This is a genomic window from Sphingomonas donggukensis (assembly GCF_023674425.1).
GTDB lineage: Bacteria > Pseudomonadota > Alphaproteobacteria > Sphingomonadales > Sphingomonadaceae > Sphingomonas > Sphingomonas donggukensis.
On record NZ_CP098401.1, the window covers coordinates 1286628 to 1304414 of the forward strand.

At 67.0% G+C, this 17787-nt stretch carries 19 protein-coding genes; 11 read left to right on the forward strand and 8 right to left on the reverse strand.

What is annotated here, in order from left to right:
* Positions 1–83: 83 nt before the first annotated feature.
* From M9980_RS06295 to M9980_RS06310, 4 genes are all read left to right on the forward strand, one after another.
* Complete coding sequence (locus M9980_RS06295) at positions 84–782, forward strand: SDR family NAD(P)-dependent oxidoreductase (RefSeq protein WP_250754508.1); 699 nt, start codon at positions 84–86, stop codon at positions 780–782.
* Between the two features lie 252 nt (positions 783–1034).
* Positions 1035–3800 (forward strand): DNA gyrase subunit A, encoded by a 2766-nt coding sequence (gyrA, locus tag M9980_RS06300; RefSeq protein WP_250754510.1) that lies wholly within the window; start codon positions 1035–1037, stop codon positions 3798–3800.
* A complete protein-coding gene (locus M9980_RS06305; RefSeq protein WP_250754511.1) occupies positions 3797–4147 on the forward strand; it encodes a DUF952 domain-containing protein in 351 nt (116 codons plus the stop codon). Before gyrA ends, M9980_RS06305 begins: the two co-directional genes overlap by 4 nt.
* A 97-nt stretch (positions 4148–4244) precedes the next feature.
* Positions 4245–4916, forward strand: a complete 672-nt coding sequence (locus M9980_RS06310) for a spermidine synthase (RefSeq protein WP_250754513.1) — start codon at positions 4245–4247, stop codon at positions 4914–4916.
* Between the two features lie 131 nt (positions 4917–5047).
* On the opposite strand, the gene M9980_RS06315 is transcribed toward M9980_RS06310, so the two are convergent.
* From M9980_RS06315 to M9980_RS06325, 3 genes are read right to left on the reverse strand one after another with little or no spacing between them, the layout of a single operon-like run.
* The gene (locus tag M9980_RS06315) at positions 5048–5479 is read right to left on the reverse strand and encodes a DUF488 domain-containing protein (RefSeq protein WP_250754515.1); all 432 of its coding nucleotides are present in this window, start codon (positions 5477–5479) and stop codon (positions 5048–5050) included.
* Positions 5454–5858: a VOC family protein gene (locus tag M9980_RS06320; protein ID WP_250754517.1), complete on the reverse strand. Its 405-nt coding sequence runs from the start codon at positions 5856–5858 to the stop codon at positions 5454–5456. Before M9980_RS06320 ends, M9980_RS06315 begins: the two co-directional genes overlap by 26 nt.
* Positions 5855–6481, reverse strand: coding sequence for a lysoplasmalogenase family protein (locus M9980_RS06325; protein ID WP_250754800.1), 627 nt, complete (start codon positions 6479–6481; stop codon positions 5855–5857). Before M9980_RS06325 ends, M9980_RS06320 begins: the two co-directional genes overlap by 4 nt.
* Positions 6482–6525: 44 nt before the next feature.
* Here M9980_RS06325 and M9980_RS06330 point away from each other — a divergent pair, with 44 nt between their 5' ends.
* From M9980_RS06330 to trmFO, 4 genes are all read left to right on the forward strand, one after another.
* Entirely contained in the window at positions 6526–7071 is a 546-nt protein-coding gene (locus M9980_RS06330) for a GbsR/MarR family transcriptional regulator (protein ID WP_250754519.1), read from the forward strand.
* An 84-nt stretch (positions 7072–7155) separates the two neighbouring features.
* The gene (locus M9980_RS06335) at positions 7156–7728 is read left to right on the forward strand and encodes a hypothetical protein (protein ID WP_250754521.1); all 573 of its coding nucleotides are present in this window, start codon (positions 7156–7158) and stop codon (positions 7726–7728) included.
* A gap of 119 nt (positions 7729–7847) precedes the next feature.
* Entirely contained in the window at positions 7848–8672 is an 825-nt protein-coding gene (locus M9980_RS06340) for a fatty acid desaturase (RefSeq protein ID WP_250754523.1), read from the forward strand.
* Between the two features lie 378 nt (positions 8673–9050).
* The gene (gene trmFO / locus M9980_RS06345; RefSeq protein WP_250754525.1) at positions 9051–10418 is read left to right on the forward strand and encodes a methylenetetrahydrofolate--tRNA-(uracil(54)-C(5))-methyltransferase (FADH(2)-oxidizing) TrmFO; all 1368 of its coding nucleotides are present in this window, start codon (positions 9051–9053) and stop codon (positions 10416–10418) included.
* Here trmFO and M9980_RS06350 read toward each other — a convergent pair.
* Together M9980_RS06350 and M9980_RS06355 are read right to left on the reverse strand one after the other, a co-directional pair.
* A complete protein-coding gene (locus tag M9980_RS06350; RefSeq protein ID WP_250754526.1) occupies positions 10354–10830 on the reverse strand; it encodes an EF-hand domain-containing protein in 477 nt (158 codons plus the stop codon). The two genes, trmFO and M9980_RS06350, sit on opposite strands and share 65 nt — an antisense overlap.
* Positions 10831–10887: 57 nt before the next feature.
* Positions 10888–11499 (reverse strand): squalene/phytoene synthase family protein, encoded by a 612-nt coding sequence (locus M9980_RS06355; RefSeq protein ID WP_250754528.1) that lies wholly within the window; start codon positions 11497–11499, stop codon positions 10888–10890.
* 139 nt (positions 11500–11638) lie between these two features.
* On the opposite strand from M9980_RS06355, the gene M9980_RS06360 reads away from it, so the two are divergent.
* Genes M9980_RS06360 through M9980_RS06370 form a run of 3 tightly spaced genes read left to right on the forward strand, consistent with a single transcriptional unit; the run spans position 11639 to position 14849 of the window.
* Positions 11639–13588, forward strand: a complete 1950-nt coding sequence (locus M9980_RS06360; protein WP_250754802.1) for a pilus assembly protein — start codon at positions 11639–11641, stop codon at positions 13586–13588.
* On the forward strand, positions 13585–14208 hold the full coding sequence (locus M9980_RS06365) for a TadE family protein (protein ID WP_250754530.1): 624 nt from the start codon (positions 13585–13587) through the stop codon (positions 14206–14208). Before M9980_RS06360 ends, M9980_RS06365 begins: the two co-directional genes overlap by 4 nt.
* Positions 14208–14849 carry a TadE/TadG family type IV pilus assembly protein gene (locus M9980_RS06370; protein WP_422921395.1) on the forward strand — a complete coding sequence of 214 codons (642 nt, stop codon included), beginning with the start codon at positions 14208–14210 and terminating at the stop codon, positions 14847–14849. The genes M9980_RS06365 and M9980_RS06370 overlap by 1 nt, the downstream gene beginning before the upstream one ends.
* Positions 14850–14884: 35 nt before the next feature.
* On the opposite strand, the gene M9980_RS06375 is transcribed toward M9980_RS06370, so the two are convergent.
* From M9980_RS06375 to M9980_RS06385, 3 genes are all read right to left on the reverse strand, one after another.
* A complete protein-coding gene (locus M9980_RS06375; protein WP_250754534.1) occupies positions 14885–16306 on the reverse strand; it encodes a pyruvate dehydrogenase complex E1 component subunit beta in 1422 nt (473 codons plus the stop codon).
* Between the two features lies 1 nt (position 16307).
* Complete coding sequence (gene pdhA / locus M9980_RS06380) at positions 16308–17357, reverse strand: pyruvate dehydrogenase (acetyl-transferring) E1 component subunit alpha (RefSeq protein ID WP_250754535.1); 1050 nt, start codon at positions 17355–17357, stop codon at positions 16308–16310.
* 103 nt (positions 17358–17460) lie between these two features.
* Positions 17461–17778, reverse strand: a complete 318-nt coding sequence (locus tag M9980_RS06385; RefSeq protein ID WP_250754536.1) for an FtsB family cell division protein — start codon at positions 17776–17778, stop codon at positions 17461–17463.
* Positions 17779–17787 lie beyond the last annotated feature (9 nt).

A 17787-nucleotide genomic window follows, 5' to 3' on the forward strand; every position in this document is an offset into this window, starting at 1 on the left:
GCGATGCCACCCGCCAAATGAACCGATTTTGAACCACTTGGTTGCGCTTTGACGGCGCACCGCGGGCCAGCTAGCGCACCGGGATGGCAGGATCGGCAGTCGTCATCGGCGCATCGGGGGGAATCGGCGGCGCGCTGGAGGCCGCACTGGCCGACGAAGGAGCGTATGCGCGGGTCCTCGGCTTCGCGCGCAGCCGCGGCGGCGCCGACCATATCGACCTGGCCGACGAAGCGACGATCGCCGCCGCCGCCGCGCGCGTCGCTGCGGGTCCGGCGCCCGACCTGATACTGATCGCGACCGGCCTGCTCCACGACGACACCCACGGCCCGGAAAAGTCGTTTCGCGAACTCGACCCCGCGTGGCTGGCGCAAACTTATGCCATTAACGCGATCGGCCCGGCGCTGGTGATGAAGCATTTCCTGCCGCTGCTCCCGCGGGAGGGCACGCCGGTCCTCGCCGTGCTGTCGGCGCGCGTCGGCAGCATCTCCGACAACCGGCTGGGTGGCTGGACCGGCTACCGCGCGGCGAAGGCGGCGCTCAACATGATCGTCCGCAACGCCGCGATCGAGGCGACGCGCACGTCGCCGCGCGCCATCGTCGTCGCGCTCCACCCCGGCACCGTCGCCACGCCGCTCTCCGCCCCGTTCCGCGGCAACGTCGCCCCGGGCAATCTCTTCGCCCCCGATCGCGCCGCGGTGCAGCTGCTCGACGTCATCGACGGACTGAAGCCCAAGGACAGCGGGCACATCTTCGCGTGGGATGGCGCCGAGATCGCGCCGTAGCAGATACCCTACCGCTCGCCTCGAGTAGCCGTCGAGCCTGTCGAGACGGCGTATCAAGAGGGTCGCGCCTCAAGAGAGCCTCTCTCGATACGGCCCCGGATCAAGTCCGGGGTCGATCCCTACTCGAGACGAACGGGAGTGTAGGACGGGGCAACGCCGCCCCCTCGCGCGTACGCGTGCGCGCGGGGTTGCTGGTGTGTCGCCCGGCAGCTAGAGCCGTAACGATCGTTTCAAACCGAAAGCACTGGCACCTTGACCGACGAGACCCTGCTCGCCGACCCTTCCGACATTACCCCCATCTCGATCGTCGACGAGATGAAGTCGAGCTACCTCGACTATGCCATGTCCGTCATCGTCGCCCGCGCGCTGCCCGACGTGCGCGACGGGTTGAAGCCGGTGCACCGCCGCATCCTCTATTCCGCCTATGAAAGCGGCTATGTCGCGGGCAAGCCGTATCGCAAATCGGCGCGCATCGTCGGCGACGTCATGGGCAAATACCACCCGCACGGCGACAGCAGCATCTACGACGCACTGGCCCGCATGGCGCAGGACTGGTCGATGCGCGTGCCGTTCATCGACGGCCAGGGCAATTTCGGATCGATGGACCCGGATCCGCCCGCGGCCATGCGCTACACCGAATCGCGCCTCGCCCGCGTCGCCAATTCGCTGCTCGACGACCTCGACAAGGATACCGTCGATTTCGTCCCCAACTACGACGGGCAGGAGGAGGAGCCGTCGGTCCTCCCCGCGCGCTTCCCCAATCTGCTGGTCAACGGCGCCGGCGGCATCGCGGTCGGCATGGCGACCAACATCCCGCCGCACAACCTGGGCGAAGTCATCGACGCCTGCCTGGCCTACATGGACAATGGCGCGGTCACGGCGGAAGAATTGATGGAGATCGTGCCGGGGCCGGACTTCCCGACCGGCGCGCTGATCCTCGGGCGGTCGGGCTGCCGCTCGGCCTATACCACCGGTCGTGGCTCCGTCATCGTGCGCAGCCGCTACATCACCGAACAGCGCGGCGACCGCCGCTCGATCGTCCTCACCGAAATCCCCTACCAGCAGGGCAAGAACGCGCTGGTGGAAAAGATCGCCGAGGCGGTGAAGGACAAGCGGGTCGAGGGCGTCAGCGATATCCGCGACGAATCGAGCCGCGCGGGCGTCCGCGTCGTCATCGACCTGAAGCGCGATGCGACCCCGGAGGTCGTCCTCAACCAGCTGTGGCGCCACACGCCCGCGCAAGGGTCGTTCGCGGCCAACATGCTCGCGATCCGCGGCGGTCGCCCCGAGCTGCTCAACCTGCGCGACATCATCTCGGCATTCGTGACCTTCCGCGAGGAAGTCATCACCCGCCGCTCGAAGTTCGAGCTGGCGAAGGCCCGCGACCGCGCGCACATCTTGCTCGGCCTCGTCATAGCGGTCACCAACCTCGACGAGATGGTGCGCATCATCCGTGGCTCGGCCAGCCCCGCGGCGGCGCGCGAGGCGCTGCTGGCGCGCGAATGGCCGATCGCCGAGATCGCGCCCTACATCCGCCTGGTCGAGGCGGTCGACGTCGAGGTCACCGGCGACACCTATCGCCTGTCCGAAATCCAGGTGCGTGCGATCCTCGACCTGCGCCTCCACCGTCTGACCGCGCTTGGACGCGACGAGATCGGCGACGAACTCGCGAAGCTCGCCGGGTCGATCGCCGAACTGCTCGAAATCCTCGCCAACCGCGCCCGCCTGTACGAGGTGATGCGCGAGGAGCTGGTCGCGGTGCGCGACGCCTATGCAACCCCACGTCGCACCGAGATCGCCGGCGCCGCCGACGGGATCGAGGACGAGGATTTGATCGAGCGTGAGGACATGGTCGTCACGGTCACGATGGAAGGCTATATCAAGCGCACCCCGCTCGACACCTTCCGCGCGCAGAACAAGGGCGGCAAGGGTCGCGCCGGCATGGCGACCAAGGACGCCGACGCGATCACCAACCTGTTCGTCACCTCCACCCACACACCGGTCCTGTTCTTCTCGACCGCGGGCAAGGTGTACCGGCTGAAGGTGTGGCGCCTGCCCGAGGGCGGGCCGGCGACGCGAGGGCGTCCGATGATCAACCTGCTGCCGCTGGCGGCGGGCGAGACGATCTCGACCGTGCTGCCGCTGCCCGAGGACGAGGGTGCGTGGGGCGACCTGCACGTCATGTTCGCGACCGCGAAGGGCAGCGTGCGTCGCAACTCGATGGACGCCTTCGCCAACATTCGGACCTCGGGCAAGATCGCGATGCGGTTCGAGGAAGGCTCCGACGACCGCCTGATCGGCGTATCGCTGCTGACCGAGGACGACGACGTCCTGCTCGCGACCAAGGGCGGGCGCGCGATCCGTTTCGCTTCCACCGACGTCCGCGAGTTCCAGAGCCGCGATTCGACCGGCGTGCGCGGCGCGCGGCTGGGCGAGGGCGACGAGGTCATCTCGCTCTCCGTCCTGCGCGGTTTCGCCGCCACCCCGCAGGAGCGCGAGGATTATCTGAAGGCCGCGCCGTGGAAGGAAGGCGACCGCGAGGTCACGCTCACGCCCGAGCGTATGGCCGAGTTCGAGGCGGCGGAGGAATTCATCCTCACCGTCACCGCCAACGGCTATGGCAAGCGCACCTCGGCCTACGAATACCGCCGCACCAATCGCGGTGGTCAGGGCATCACCAACATCGTCAGCTCCGACCGCAACGGCCCCGTCGTCGCCAGCTTCCCCGCGCACAACGGCGAACAGCTGATGCTGGTCACCGACCAGGCGAAGCTGATCCGCACGACGGTCAGCTCGGTGCGCGTCACGGGCCGCAATACGCAGGGCGTTATCCTGTTCCGAGTCGCCAGCGACGAGCATGTCGTCTCTGCTGCACGGATCGACGAGGAGCCGGAGCCCGAGAACGAGGCGGAGGAACTGATCGCGGGCGAACTCACCGATATCGCGGAACCTGCCGAGCCGACCCCCGACGCCGACACTGGCGACGACCTATCGGCAGGCCCGGAGAACGGCCAATGACGCACCCGACCACTGCCTATAAGGTTCTGACCGGTCCCCAGATGGACGCACTGGAGGCCGACGGCAGCTTCGCCGGCGCGCCCGTCGACCTCGCCGACGGCTACATCCACTTGTCCACCGCCGCACAGCTGACCGAGACCGTGGACAAGCATTTCGCCGGGCAGAGCGACCTCCACGTCGTCGCAATCGACGTCGAGGCGCTCGGCGAAGCGATCCGCTGGGAGGAATCGCGGGGCGGCCAGCTGTTCCCGCACATCTACGCACCCCTGCCGCTCGACGCGGTGATCGCGTACAGCCCACTGGAACGCGACGCCGACGGACAGGTTCAGCTGCCCGTCGCGGGCTGATACGTAAGCCCCAACCCCCGTTCGTGCTGAGCGAAGTCGAAGCACCTACGCGACGCGCCTGTCCTTCGACTTCGCTCAGGACGAACGGTTTCAGCTAATGACCCCCCGTATTCTCCTCGACACTGCCCCCGTCCCGGGCGGCGAGCCCCTGCGCCTCTTCCGCCGCGGCGCCGATCACATGATCGTCCTCGACCGCAACGAGCTAATGAACAGCCGGATGAGCGGATCGGAGGAAGCGCTGGCGACGATGACGCTCGACCGTCTCGGGCCTCGCCCCGCGCCGCACCTGCTGATCGGCGGCTACGGCATGGGCTTCACGCTGCGCGCCGCCCTCGCGGCGTTGCCGAGCGATGCGTGGGTGACCGTCGCCGAACTCGTCCCCCAGATCATCGAGTGGGCGCGCGGGCCGATGGAGGCGCTGACGGCCGGCTGCCTCGACGATCCGCGTGTGCACATCGCCTTCGGCGATGTCGCGCAGCGCATCGGCGAGGCGTCGGGCGAGTATGACGCGATCCTGCTCGACGTCGACAACGGCCCCGACGGCGTGGTCCGCGATGCGAACGACCGGCTCTACACCCGCCCCGGCCTCGAATCCGCCCGCCGCGCGCTGAAGCCCGGCGGCATCCTGGCGGTCTGGTCAGCCGGCGACGACCCCGCCTTCACCCGCCGCCTGAACGACATCGACTTCAAAGTCGACCAAGTCGCCGTCCGCGCCCGCCAGAACGGCAAAGGCCCCCGCCACGTCATCTGGTTCGCGACGCGGCGGTAGGCGCGGCCACCCGCCGCCTAGGCGCACTCACCCCTCTCCCCGTTCGTGCTGAGCTTGTCGAAGCACTTGTCAAAAGCGTTTCGCCCGTTGAATGTGCTTCGACAAGCTCAGCACGAACGGAAAGGGGCGCCTCAAGCCACCAGATCCACCACCTCGGCCCCCTCACCCTCCGCCGCCAGCAGCAGCGTGCGGTGGCACACGCAAGGATCCCGCTCGAAGCACAACAGCGCGCTCGGCATCTCAGCCGCCAGCGCCCGCATCCGCGCCGCCGCGACCTGCGCCTCGGGCAGGTCGAGCTGCCCCGCGTACACCGCCTCCAGCGTCGAGCGGTCGCCCTTCTTGGCGGCGTCTCGCCCCGGCTTGGGCGTGCCGAGCGCCTTCAGGTGGACATAGTCGATGTCATGCTCGGCCAGCGACGCGGCGAGCGAGGATTTCGAGAATCCCGGCCGCCGCGACAGCGGCAGCTGGCGCACGTCGATCACCCGCCGCACCCCCGCCCGCTCCAGCGCGGCGATCACCTCGCCCTGCGTCGCGCCTTCATAACCGATGGTGTAGATCGTCACCGTGCTTCTCCAGATGGCACACCGCCTCGACGTTCATGAAGTCGGGATCGAGCACGAACGCGGCGTAATAGCGCCCCTCATATTGGGGCCGCAGCCCCGGCGCGCCATTGTCGCGCCCGCCCGCCGCCAGTGCCGCGGCGTGGAAGGAGTCGACCATCCCCGTCGTCCGCGCGCGGAAGGCGATGTGCAGGCCGGGGCTCACCGTCTCACCGCCCGCGATGACGAACCCGATCTCGCTGTCGCCCATCAGCACCGCCTCGTGCCCGAGCGTATTCGTCTCGGTCCGATGGGTGCGGATGCCGAGCGGGGCCAGCGCCGCTTCGTAGAACGCCCGCGACCGTGCGATATCGCCCACCGCCACCCCGATATGATCGATCATGCCGCCTCCTCGCGCAGCGCCCACACGACGCCGTGCGCGATCAACGCCTGGGCGGCGAAATAGGTCGGCCAGACCAGCAACGTCGGCACGATGCTGTCCGCCAGCACCCCCATGCGCGCGAAGATCAGCACGTCGCTGACCACGAACAGCACCGCGCCCCACGCCACCCGACGCGGAAAGCGGCTGCCCCACGCGCACTCCGCCATCGTTCCCAATCCGGCGGCGTAGATCGCGACGCCGACGTCGTGCGTCAGCGCCGCCGCCAGCCCGATCGTGGCGCCGGGGATCACCAGAACCGGCGCGTGCAAGGCTCCCCTCGCGTACCGCCGATACAGCATGATCGCGACGACATGCCCCGCCAGGAACGCCACCGCGCCGACGGTCAGCCCAACCGATGCCAGCAACACATCGCCGAGCGCCCCCAGCGCCAGCATGCCCGCGATCAGCCACCCGTCCGTCCCCCGCGCCTGCACCGCCGCCCACACCGCCAGCAGGCCTACGCCCGCTCCCTTCCACGCGATCACCCAGCCGCCGTCCCAACCGCTCCACGCCGCCAGCGAGTAGCTGACCCCCGCAACCATCGCCGCGATCCAGACCCAGCGCACCGCGCCGCTTGACTCCATCACGACTCTGCCGTAATTTCTGAAATTACAGAAGTGGACGACAGATGCAGCCGACCGACCATCCCGATGCAAAGGCCTTCATCCTCCACTGGGGGGAAATGGGCACGCAATGGGGCGTCAATCGCTCGGTCAGCCAGGTTCATGCCTTTCTCTACCTCTCGGACCAGCCGCAGACCGCCGACGCCATCGTCGACGCGCTCGGCCTTGCGCGCTCCAACGTATCCACCGCGCTGAAGGAACTGCAAGGCTACCGCATCGTCCGCCGCGTCCACGTAGAGGGTGATCGCCGCGACCATTTCGTCGCCGAGGCCGACCTTTGGGAGATGCTGATGCGCATCGCCGAGGAGCGCAAGCGCCGCGAGATCGACCCGACCATCCAGTTGCTTGGCGAACTCACCGCGCGCCTGGCGGCCGACAAGACGGCCCCGCCCCACATCCGCGAACGCATCGGGCGGATGCACGATTTCATCGGGACGCTCGGCACCTGGTACGACCAGGTCCGCGTGTTGCCCAAGCCGACGCTGGTCACGCTGATGAAGCTGGGCGGCAAGGTCGCCCGCCTGATCCCGGGAAAGAAGCCCAAAGCCTGATCGCACAGGAGGTTAGCAATGCCGACAATCAATCCGACACGCCGCACGGCTTCTGTAATTACAGAAAAGCCGGTCAAGACGGATTTGATACCGGCATTCGATTGGGAGCGCGACTACGGCCCCCTCTACCGCGCCTGTCCGGACGCCTTCTGGCTCGCCCCCGATGCCGATGACCTGCTGCCGACGCCGGATCGCGCGGCGCCGCAGTGGACCCTGGTGACGCGCTTCGAGGACATCGATCCGCCGAGCGTCCATCACGGCAAGACCGCTGCGACGATGGCGTGCCTGACGGCGGGGCCGATCTTTCTCGCGTTCACGATGTTCGCCGAAGTAGCCGGTCGCTCGGGTATGGTCGCCGGACTAGGCGTGGCCGCAATATCTCTGTTTCTCGCACCGTTCACGATGGCAATCGGGGCTTTCCTGGCGGCGATCCCAGTCACTTTCGGCACGCTGATCCTTGGCGAACTCGGCCTGACCCGCGCCCCGTGGCGCCGCCCGCTGCTATGGACCGCGGTCGGCACCGCGATCGGTATCGTCATAGCCGCGATGTTCGCCAACGAAAGTCTGGTCGCAGCCACCGCTCTGATCTTCACCTCCGCCGCCAGCGCCCGCATCGCCCGCTCGGTGATCCGCTGGGAAGGGGCAGAGCCCGCTTGAACCGTAGCTTCGCCCCCAACCCGTTTGTGCTGAGCGAAGTCGAAGCACATGCCCCGGAACACGCCCTTTGACGTCGCTCAGGGCAAACGGGGACGGTAGTTCACAAAGGGAGAGAATCCGTGGAAGCCGCCCGCATCGCCCGCCCCACCCGCCACCTCCTCACTCGCGTCGCGTGGCGAGACCTCACCGCGATGCGCCCCGCCGACGGCGTGGTCGAATGCCTCCACCCCCTCCCCTGGATCGCCGTGGCATGGATCGCCGCCGCACACGGCTGGTGGCTCGTCGCCTTCCCCTGCGCCTTCATGATCTTCCTGACCGCGCTGCGCCTGAATCACGAGGCGATCCACCGCAACCTCGGCTTCGGCGAACGTGGCCACCGCGCCGTCCTCCATGTCTTGAGCGCACTGATGCTCGGATCGAACAGCGCGGTTGCGTGGAACCACCTCCACCACCACACCCATGTGGGCAAGCCCGACGATCTGGAGGGTAAGGCCGGCGCGATGCCCGGCTGGCGGGTGCTGCTCTACGGTCCCAAATTCCCCGTCGAGATGCATCTGGCGGCATGGCGCGCCGGCGGCCCGGCGCTGCGCCGCCGGATGCGGATCGACTTCGCCCTCAATGCCGCGGTGCTTGCCGCCACGCTCGCGACCGGGTGGCGCGTGCTCGCCTTCCACATCCTCGCGATGCTGATCGCACAGTGCCTGACCGCCTTCTTCGCGGTGTGGATCACCCACCACGACTGCGCCGACGACGGCCCGGTCGCGCGGACCCAGCGCAGCCGCCTGGTCAACATGGTCAGCTACAACATGTTCTTCCACCTCGAACATCACCTGTTCCCCGCGGTCCCCGTGAAGCGGCTGGCGGTGCTGGCGGAAAGGCTGGATGCGGTCGCGCCGGAGTTCACGGCGAGCGCGAGACGGGTGGTGCCGGAGGGATTTGATTAGTCCCCAACGCACTCAGCCCCAAAACCCCGCCTCAGCCCAAGCCCAAGCCCCAAGCCCCGGCACCAACTTTCACCACCAACCCTACCCCAACCAAACCCGTTCGCTTCGAGTAGGGATCGAGCTTGTCGAGAGCCCGTATCGAGAAGTCCTCTCCATGAGGCATTGACCTCTCGATACGTCGTCTCGACAAGCTCGACGTCTACTCGAGGCGAACGGATGGGTTGGGGCCAGCGTTTGTGCGGGTAGCTGCGGGGTCGGCACGCATTCACCCCATAAACCACGCCAGCACTGTCCTACCCCGCCCCAAAAGCCTATGCCGCCCCATCGAACCCAACCCCTCGAACTTTTCCCGTTTTACAGGTCACAAGCGCAAACTTCATGAAATTCGACGTTCACATCATCGGCGGCGGTCTCGCCGGATCGGAAGCGGCCTGGCAGTTGGCGGAAGCCGGGGTCCGCGTGAAACTCTCCGAAATGCGCGGATCGGGCGCGACCACGCCGGCGCACCACACCGATGGCCTGGCCGAACTCGTCTGCTCGAACAGCTTCCGCTCCGACGATGCGACGTCGAACGCGGTCGGGCTGCTGCATCAGGAAATGCGGACGCTCGACTCGCTGATCCTGCGGGAGGGCGACGCGCACAAGGTGCCCGCCGGCTCGGCGCTGGCGATGGACCGCGACGGCTTCTCCGCGGGCGTCACCGCCGCGCTGGAGGCGCATCCCAACATCACCATCGTCCGTGAGCGCGTCGAGGCGCTGCCCGACGACGGCCTGACCATCGTCGCCACCGGCCCGCTCACCGACCCGCTGCTGGCCGACAGCATCGCCGGCGCCACCGGCAGCGACGCGCTCGCCTTCTTCGACGCCATCGCCCCGATCGTCCACCGCGACTCGATCGACATGGAGACGGCGTGGTTCCAGAGCCGCTGGAACAAGGGCGAGGGCCACGATTACATCAACTGCCCGATGACGAAGGACGAGTACGACGCCTTCCACGCCGCGCTGATCGCGGGCGAAAAGACCGAGTTCAAGGAGTGGGAGAACGTCCCCTATTTCGAGGGCTGCATGCCGATCGAGGTGATGGCCGAACGCGGGCAGGAGACGCTGCGCTACGGCCCGATGAAGGGCGTCGGCCTCGACCACCCGGTCACCGGGCGCTGGCCCTATGCGGTCGTGCAGCTGCGCCAGGACAATGCGCAGGGCACACTGTGGAACATCGTCGGCTTCCAGACCAAACTGAAGCACGCCGAACAGGTCCGTCTGTTCCGCACGATCCCCGGCCTCCAGAATGCCGAATTCGCGCGGCTGGGCGGGCTGCACCGCAACACCTTCATCCGCTCGCCCGAATTGCTCGATCCGGAACTGCGCCTGAAGGCGCGCCCGCACATCCGCTTCGCCGGGCAGATCACGGGGTGTGAGGGCTATGTCGAAAGCGCCGCGGTCGGGCTGATGGCCGGGCGCTTCGCCGCAGCCGAGGTTCTGGGCCGCGCGATCACGCCGCCCCCGGTGGAGACGGCGCTGGGCGCCCTCCTCCATCACATCACCGGCGCGGCAGTGGCCGAAACCTACCAGCCGATGAACGTCAACTTCGGCCTGTTCCCGCCGATCACCGGCCGCACCAAGAAGGCGGATCGCAAGCGCATGTACACCGACCGCGCCCGCGCGGCGCTGGCGGACTGGCTCAATCCGCCTCGTTCGGAGCCTGTTGCGGCGGACAGCGAAGGCGCGCCCGCGGCGACCGCTTGACCGCGGTGGTCGCGAATTCCGCCGGGGTCAGCGTGCCGGACTTGTCCCTGTCCGCACCGGCGAACTTGGTGGTCGTCTTGATCGCCCATTCGTCGAACGACAGCCGCCCGTCGCCGTTGACGTCCAGCTTCGCGAACGCCTTGCGCCGCGGCGCCAGATACTCGTCGCGCGCGATCACCCCGCTGCGATCCTTGTCGACGCGGTTGAAACGCTTCTGCTCGCGGGTCAGCGCGCTCGCCTGCGGCAGTGGCTCTTCCTCGACCGGGGCGGCACCCTCCTGCACCTCGGCGGCGAACGCCTGGCGCGGCATCGGGGTGGCGGGTGCCTCCGCCGTGGCGCTCGATCGATAGACGAACACCCCCGCCGCGACGAGCAGCAACGCCGACACCACGCCCGCCAGATACCGCAGCATCGCCCGCTCTCCCGCCGTTGAGCGGCAAGGCTATCGCAAGGCCGATGCTTCCGAAAGCTACTTTCCGGTCAGCCGATGCAGCAGGATCCGCCCGATCCGCGCCGCGGGCGTTGCCTCCGGCATCCGCGCCAGCAGCGCCATCGCCGACACCGGACGCAGCGCCCGCGACCATCGCGCCGCAGTCAGCCCGCGCAGCCGCTCGTTGCCAGCGGCTCTCGCCCGCGCCGCCAGCTGTGAGTCGCGGGCACGCCCCGCCAGATCGGCCAGCGCCCAGCCCTCGCCAGCGACACGCACCCGCGCGTCCTCGGGGCCCACCAGCCGCGCCGCCGTCGCGAACAGCGTCCCGCCCCGCCCCGCCGCATACCGATCGAGCATCCCCGCCTCGCCCGCATCGCCCGCGTCCAGCAGCTCTTCCCACCCCTCGACCATCCCGGCCAGCATCGCCCCCGGCACCCGCGGCACGACATGCGCGGCCAGCGCCCGCAGCACGGGCTGCGCGGGCGGCGGTGCGGTGTCGAGCGCCGTCAGCGCGCCATGCCACCAGGTGAAGCGCATCTGCCCGACCATCGCCTCGCGCGTCGTCCTCACGACGTCGGCCAGCTGGTCGTCGAGCGCCAGCAGCGCCACCAGCCCCTCGCGCGCCGCCGCGGGCGCATAGCTCAGGATCACCCGTCGCTCGGCCGCTGCTCGCCCGTCGCCGCCACCGTCAGATGTTACCCCCGCGTTAACCATCCCGCTTCATGCCACCTTATCGCTGTCTGTCGCATGGCTCCCCGATGATGGGGCAGGAATCGGGCGACGCATCGTGATGTGGGGGTCGAAATCAAAGGGCAATCGCGCTGGCGGGCTGCTGTCCCGGCTGGCGCGCGACGTGCGCGGCAATGCCCTGATGATCATGGCGGCGGCGCTCATACCGCTGGCGGGGATGGTGGGCGGCGGCATCGACGTCAGCCGCATGTACATCCTGAAGACGCGACTGCAACACGCCTGTGACGCCGGCTCGCTCGCCGGGCGCCGGACGATGGGCGGCGGCACCTGGGCCTACAACAACAACTACGCGAATTCGCAGGCCGAACAGTTCTTCGACGGCAATTTCGAGTCGGGCTCGTTCGGATCGAGCGACCTCAGCCGCGTGTTCACCGAATCCGCGGGCCGCGTGACCGGCACCGTGTCGGCCAAGATCCCGATGACGCTGATGCGCATCTTCGGCAAGACGACCGAGACGATCGCGGTGACCTGCGCGACCGAAATGCGGCTGCCCAACACCGACATCATGTTTGTGCTCGATACGACGGGGTCGATGGCGCAGCAGCAGCCCGGCGACACCGTGTCGAAGATGGATGCGCTCAAGACCTCGGTCAAATGCTTCTACGAAATCGTGGCGCGCAACGACACCGACGCCAACTGCACGACCGGCACGCCCAGCGGCGGCGTCGGCAACCAGGTGCAGGTGCGCTTCGGCTTCATGCCCTATTCGACCAACGTCAACGTCGGAAAGCTGCTGCCGATCGACTATTTCGCCGACACATGGAAGTACCAGACGCGCAAGGCGAACATGGTCAACGACCCGAACAATTTTACGTGGGTCCAGCGCGGTCAGCCGAAAACCACGAACACCGACTATCCGGCGGCGACGAACGTGCCGCAATCCTATTGCTCGCCCCAGCAGGCGGCGGCCAGCGGCTATAATTCCAGCACCGACAGCTACAGCAACAACAACACGGTCAAGACCACGCTGGCGAAGACCGTGACGAGCACCGCATGGACGTCGGCCAACGGTGGCACCTGCACCGGCACGCGTCCGTGGGTCGAGACGGTCTATGACAAGGTGCCCGGTCAGGCCTTTCAGAACTGGACCTACGATCAGCTGTCGGTGAATGTCGGCCTGCTGAAGAACGGCAACAGCTGGCGCGACAGTTTCAAATGGCCGATCGGCGCCAACGGCACCGACCGCACGATCACGTGGGACGGCTGCATCGAGGAGCGGCAGACGACGAAGACGACGTCGTACAACCCGATCCCCTCGGCGGCGAAGGACATGAACATCGATCTGCTGCCGAGCACGGGCGATGACACCACTCGCTGGGGTCCGGCGCTGCAGGAGCTGATCTATGCGCGCCAGGTCCAGACCGACTGGAACCAGATGAACCGCGCCGCGGTCACCACCACGGCGGAATATTACAACAACGTGCCCTATTATTGCCCGACCGAGGCCCGCAAGCTGCAGGAATGGCCGAGTGCGAACCAGTTCGACGATTACGTCGACTCGCTCCAACCATCTGGGAATACCTATCACGACATCGGCCTGATCTGGGGTGCGCGCTTCGCGTCGCCGACCGGCATCTTCGCCTCCGAGAACGCGACCACCAAGCAGGGCGGCGAGATCGAGCGGCACATCATCTTCATGACCGACGGTGACGCCTGCACGAACAACACGGACTATGCGGCCTACGGCATGCCGTGGTTCGACCGGCGCCAGACCAGCGACAGCGCGGTGCCGACCGGGGGCTGCACCAGCAATTCGTACACGCTCGTCGAACAGGTCAACAAGCGGACCGAGGGGCTGTGCGCCGCGATCAAGAATAAGAACATCACGCTGTGGGTCATCGCCTTCGGCGATCTCGCCACCGAAACCGAAACCCGCCTGTCGAACTGTGCGACCTCGGGCCGGTACTTCAAGGCGACCAGCGCGTCGCAGCTGCAGCAAACGTTCAAATCGATCGCCGACCAGATCTCGATGTTGAGGCTCACGCAATGACCGCCTTCACTCTATCGCAGGCACTCCGCCGGCTGCGGCGCGACCGCCGCGGGGCGACCATCGTCGAATTCGCGATCGTCGCGCCCGTCATGTGCCTGATGCTGCTCGGCGCCTTCGACGTCAGCCATACGCTCTACACGCGCGGCGTGCTGCAGGGCATCGTGCAGAAGACGGCGCGCGACTCCTCGCTGGAGGCGGGCACCGCGGCAAGCCAGCAGGCGATGCTCGACGGGCGCGTGAAGAAACAGGTGACCGCGCTTTACAACAATGCCGACATCGATATCACCCGGCGCTTCTACCGCACCTTCAGCGACGCCGCGGCGGCCAAGGCGGAGGCGTTCAGCGACACCAACGACAACGGCGTGTGCGACGCGAACGAACCCTATGAGGACGCCAACCGCAATTCGGTGTGGGATGCCGACGGCGGCAACGACGGCCAGGGCGGCGCGAAGGACGCGACGCTCTACACCGTCACCGTCACCTATCCGCGGATGTTCCCGGTCTATAATCTGGTCGGGGGCAGCAACACCGCGGTCGTCTCGGCGAGTACCGTCCTGAAGAACCAGCCTTATGCCGACCAGGCGAGCTACGGCGCCGCGGTCGTGCGGAACTGCCCGTGATGCGCCGCCTGCGCACCTTCGCCCGGCGCCTGCGCGCGGATACCGGCGGCCTTGCGCTGCTGGAATTCGCGTTCATCCTGCCGATCTTTCTGGTGCTGAGCCTGACCGGAGCGGAGCTGACCAACTACGTCATCACCCGCATGCGGATCAGCCAGCTGGCGCTCCAGATCGCCGACAACGCCGCGCGCATCGGCAGCGGCAGCCAGTTGCAGGCCAAGACGATTTCGGAAACCGACATCAACGACCTGCTGACCGGTGCGGGGCTGCAGGGCGGCGAGCTCGATCTCTATCCGCGCGGGCGGGTGATGATCTCCAGCCTGGAGCCGATGACCAGCCCGAACGTGGCCAAGCTGTACAAGATCGCGTGGCAGCGGTGTCGCGGTACGAAGACCTACGATTCGCCCTACGACAACACGCTGACGAACATCAGCAGCGGGATCGGGCCGACCGGGCGCAAGGTCACCGCACCCGACAATGGCGCGGTCATGTTCGTCGAGGTCGCCTACGATTATAAGCCGCTGGTGAAGACGTCGCTGTCGCCGTCCTCCGCCATTACCGAATTCGCATCGATGATGGTTCGCGATCGCCGCGACACGTCGAAGATCTACAACACCGAAAACGCGACGAAATCGACCTGCTGACGCCGCCCCGGCGATGGCCGGGACGGCGTGCAGGCTCAGCGGTACGTCACCTTCTTCACCGCCGCGATGACCTTGTCGGCGGTGATCAACGCCAGCTTCTCCAGGTTCGCGGCATAGGGCAGCGGCACGTCCTCGTCGGTCACGCGCAGCAGCGGCGCGTCGAGGTCGTCGAAGCCCTGCTCCATCACCACCGCGGCGATCTCCGATGCGATCGAGCACGTCGGCCAGCCTTCCTCGACCACCACGATGCGGTTGGTCTTGGCGAGCGATTTCAGCACGGTCGCGGTGTCGAGGGGGCGCAGCGTGCGCAGGTCGATAACCTCGGCGTCCACGCCTTCCTCGGCCAGCTTGTCGGCGGCGTCCAGGCTGATGCCGACGCCGATCGAATAGCTGACGATCGTCACGTCCTTGCCTTCGCGCATGATGCGGGCCTTGCCGATCGGCAGCACCCAGTCGTCGAGCTTCGGCACATCGAAGCTGCGTCCATAGAGCAGTTCGTTTTCGAGGAACACGACCGGATCCTGGCTGCGGATCGCGGCCTTCAGCAGGCCCTTGGCGTCCGCCGCGTCATAGGGCGCGATCACGATCAGGCCGGGGACGCTGGCATACCAGGGCCCGTAGTTCTGCGAATGCTGCGCGCCGACGCGGCTGGCGGCACCATTGGGCCCGCGGAACACGATCGGGCACCGCATCTGGCCGCCCGACATATAGTTGGTCTTGGCCGCCGAATTGATGATGTGATCGATCGCCTGCATCGCGAAATTGAACGTCATGAACTCGACGATCGGACGCAGGCCGCCCATCGCCGCGCCGGTGCCGATGCCGGCAAAGCCGTATTCGGTGATCGGGGTATCGATGACGCGTTTCTCGCCGAACTCGTCGAGCAGCCCCTGCGTCACCTTGTACGCGCCCTGATATTGCGCGACTTCCTCGCCCATCACGAAGATGCGGTCGTCGGCGCGCATTTCCTCGGCCATCGCATCGCGCAGCGCTTCGCGGACGGTCGTCTTGACCATCTCGGTACCCGCCGGGACCGCGGGGTCGCGAACCTCGGCGTCGTGCTTTGCCGCCTCGAACATCTGGCGGGCGCCGGTCTCGACCTTTTCCTGCGCCGGATGCGCCGAATCCTCGACGCCGTCGTCCTTCTTGGCGTCGGCCCGCGCCGTCGGAGCGGGCGTGTCGTCCTTGGTCGCGGGCGCCTCAGACGCCTCTTCGCCCTCGGCGTTCAGCTGCATGATGACGGTGCCGACCTTCACATTGTCGGTGCCCTCGGCGACCAGGATTTTGCCGACCGTGCCTTCATCGACAGCCTCGAACTCCATCGTCGCCTTGTCGGTTTCGATTTCGGCCATGATGTCGCCGGACTTCACCGTGTCGCCTTCCTTGACGAGCCACTTGGCCAGCGTGCCTTCTTCCATCGTCGGCGACAGCGCCGGCATCTTGATGTCGATCGCCATCTCAGTACGTCTCCACCAGCACGTCAGTGTACAATTCGCCAGGCTCCGGTTCGGGGGTGCTTTCCGCGAAGTCGGCGGATGCGTTGACGACCTTGCGGATCTCCGCCTCGATCGCCTTCAGCTCGTCTTCCTTGACGCCCTCAGCATCCAGCAGCTTTTTCACGTGATCGATCGGGTCGGACTTGTCGCGCACCGACTGGACCTCGTCGCGGCTGCGATATTTGGCCGGGTCGGACATCGAATGGCCGCGGTAGCGATAGGTCTTCATCTCGAGGATGACCGGCCCCTTCCCCGCACGCACCCATTCGAGTGCCGTTTCAGCCGCACCGCGCGACGCCAGCACGTCCATGCCGTCGACCTGGATGCCGGGAATGCGGAAGCTTTCTCCGCGACGGTACAACTGGTCCTCGGACGAGGCGCGGTTGACCGACGTGCCCATCGCATACTGGTTATTCTCGATCACGAAGATGATCGGCAGCTTCCACAGCTCGGCCATGTTGAACGCTTCGTACACCTGGCCCTGGTTGGCAGCACCGTCGCCGAAATAGGCGAGCGTCACGCCGCCATCGCCGCTGTACTTGTGCTTGAACGCCAGGCCGGCACCCAGCGACACCTGCGCGCCGACGATGCCGTGGCCGCCGTAGAATTTATGCTCGGTCGAAAACATGTGCATCGACCCGCCCTTGCCCTTCGAAATGCCGGCGGCGCGCCCCGTAAGCTCGGCCATGATAACCTTCGGGTCGATGCCGTAGGCGAGCATGTGGCCGTGGTCGCGGTACCCGGTGATGACCGAGTCCTTGTCGTTGTCGAGCGCCGACTGGAGCCCGACCGCCACCGCTTCCTGGCCGATATACAGGTGGCAGAACCCGCCGATGAAGCCGAGGCCGTAGAGCTGGCCCGCCTTTTCCTCGAACCGGCGGATCAGCAGCATGTCCTTGTAGAACTGCAGCAGCTCGTCCTTGGTCGCCTCATACGGCTTGGGCTCGGCGGGACGCTCGCGGTTCGGAATGGGGGGCTCGGCGACGGTTTTGACGGCGGGTGCTTTGGCCACGTTCGAAAAGCCTCGTTTTCCGTAGGGGGAGGAACGGCGCGTATAGGCGCATCCTCGCGCGTCCTGCAACGCCCGGACCGGCGGTTTCCGCTTGCCGTTTACGTCACTTCAGGGGGATGATGATCTCGTCGGGGTGAGCGACGTTCAGTTCCTTGCGGACCAGTTCGTCGGCCATGTCGGGATCGGCGCTCTTTGGATCGACCAGCGCCACGCGGTTCTTCATCTGCGCGCGTTGCTTGTCGAGCGTAGCGAATTCCGCCTGCCGCTTCGCCAATTGACGCTGATAGTCGCGGTAGGACAGGATGCCGTTCGGCCCCAGCACCGCGTAATAGGCGAAGAACCCGGTCAGGATCACCGCCGCCGCCGGCAACCCGGCCTTGCGGAGCATCACGAACACGGGCTTGCGGCTACGGGCGGGCATGGCCGGACT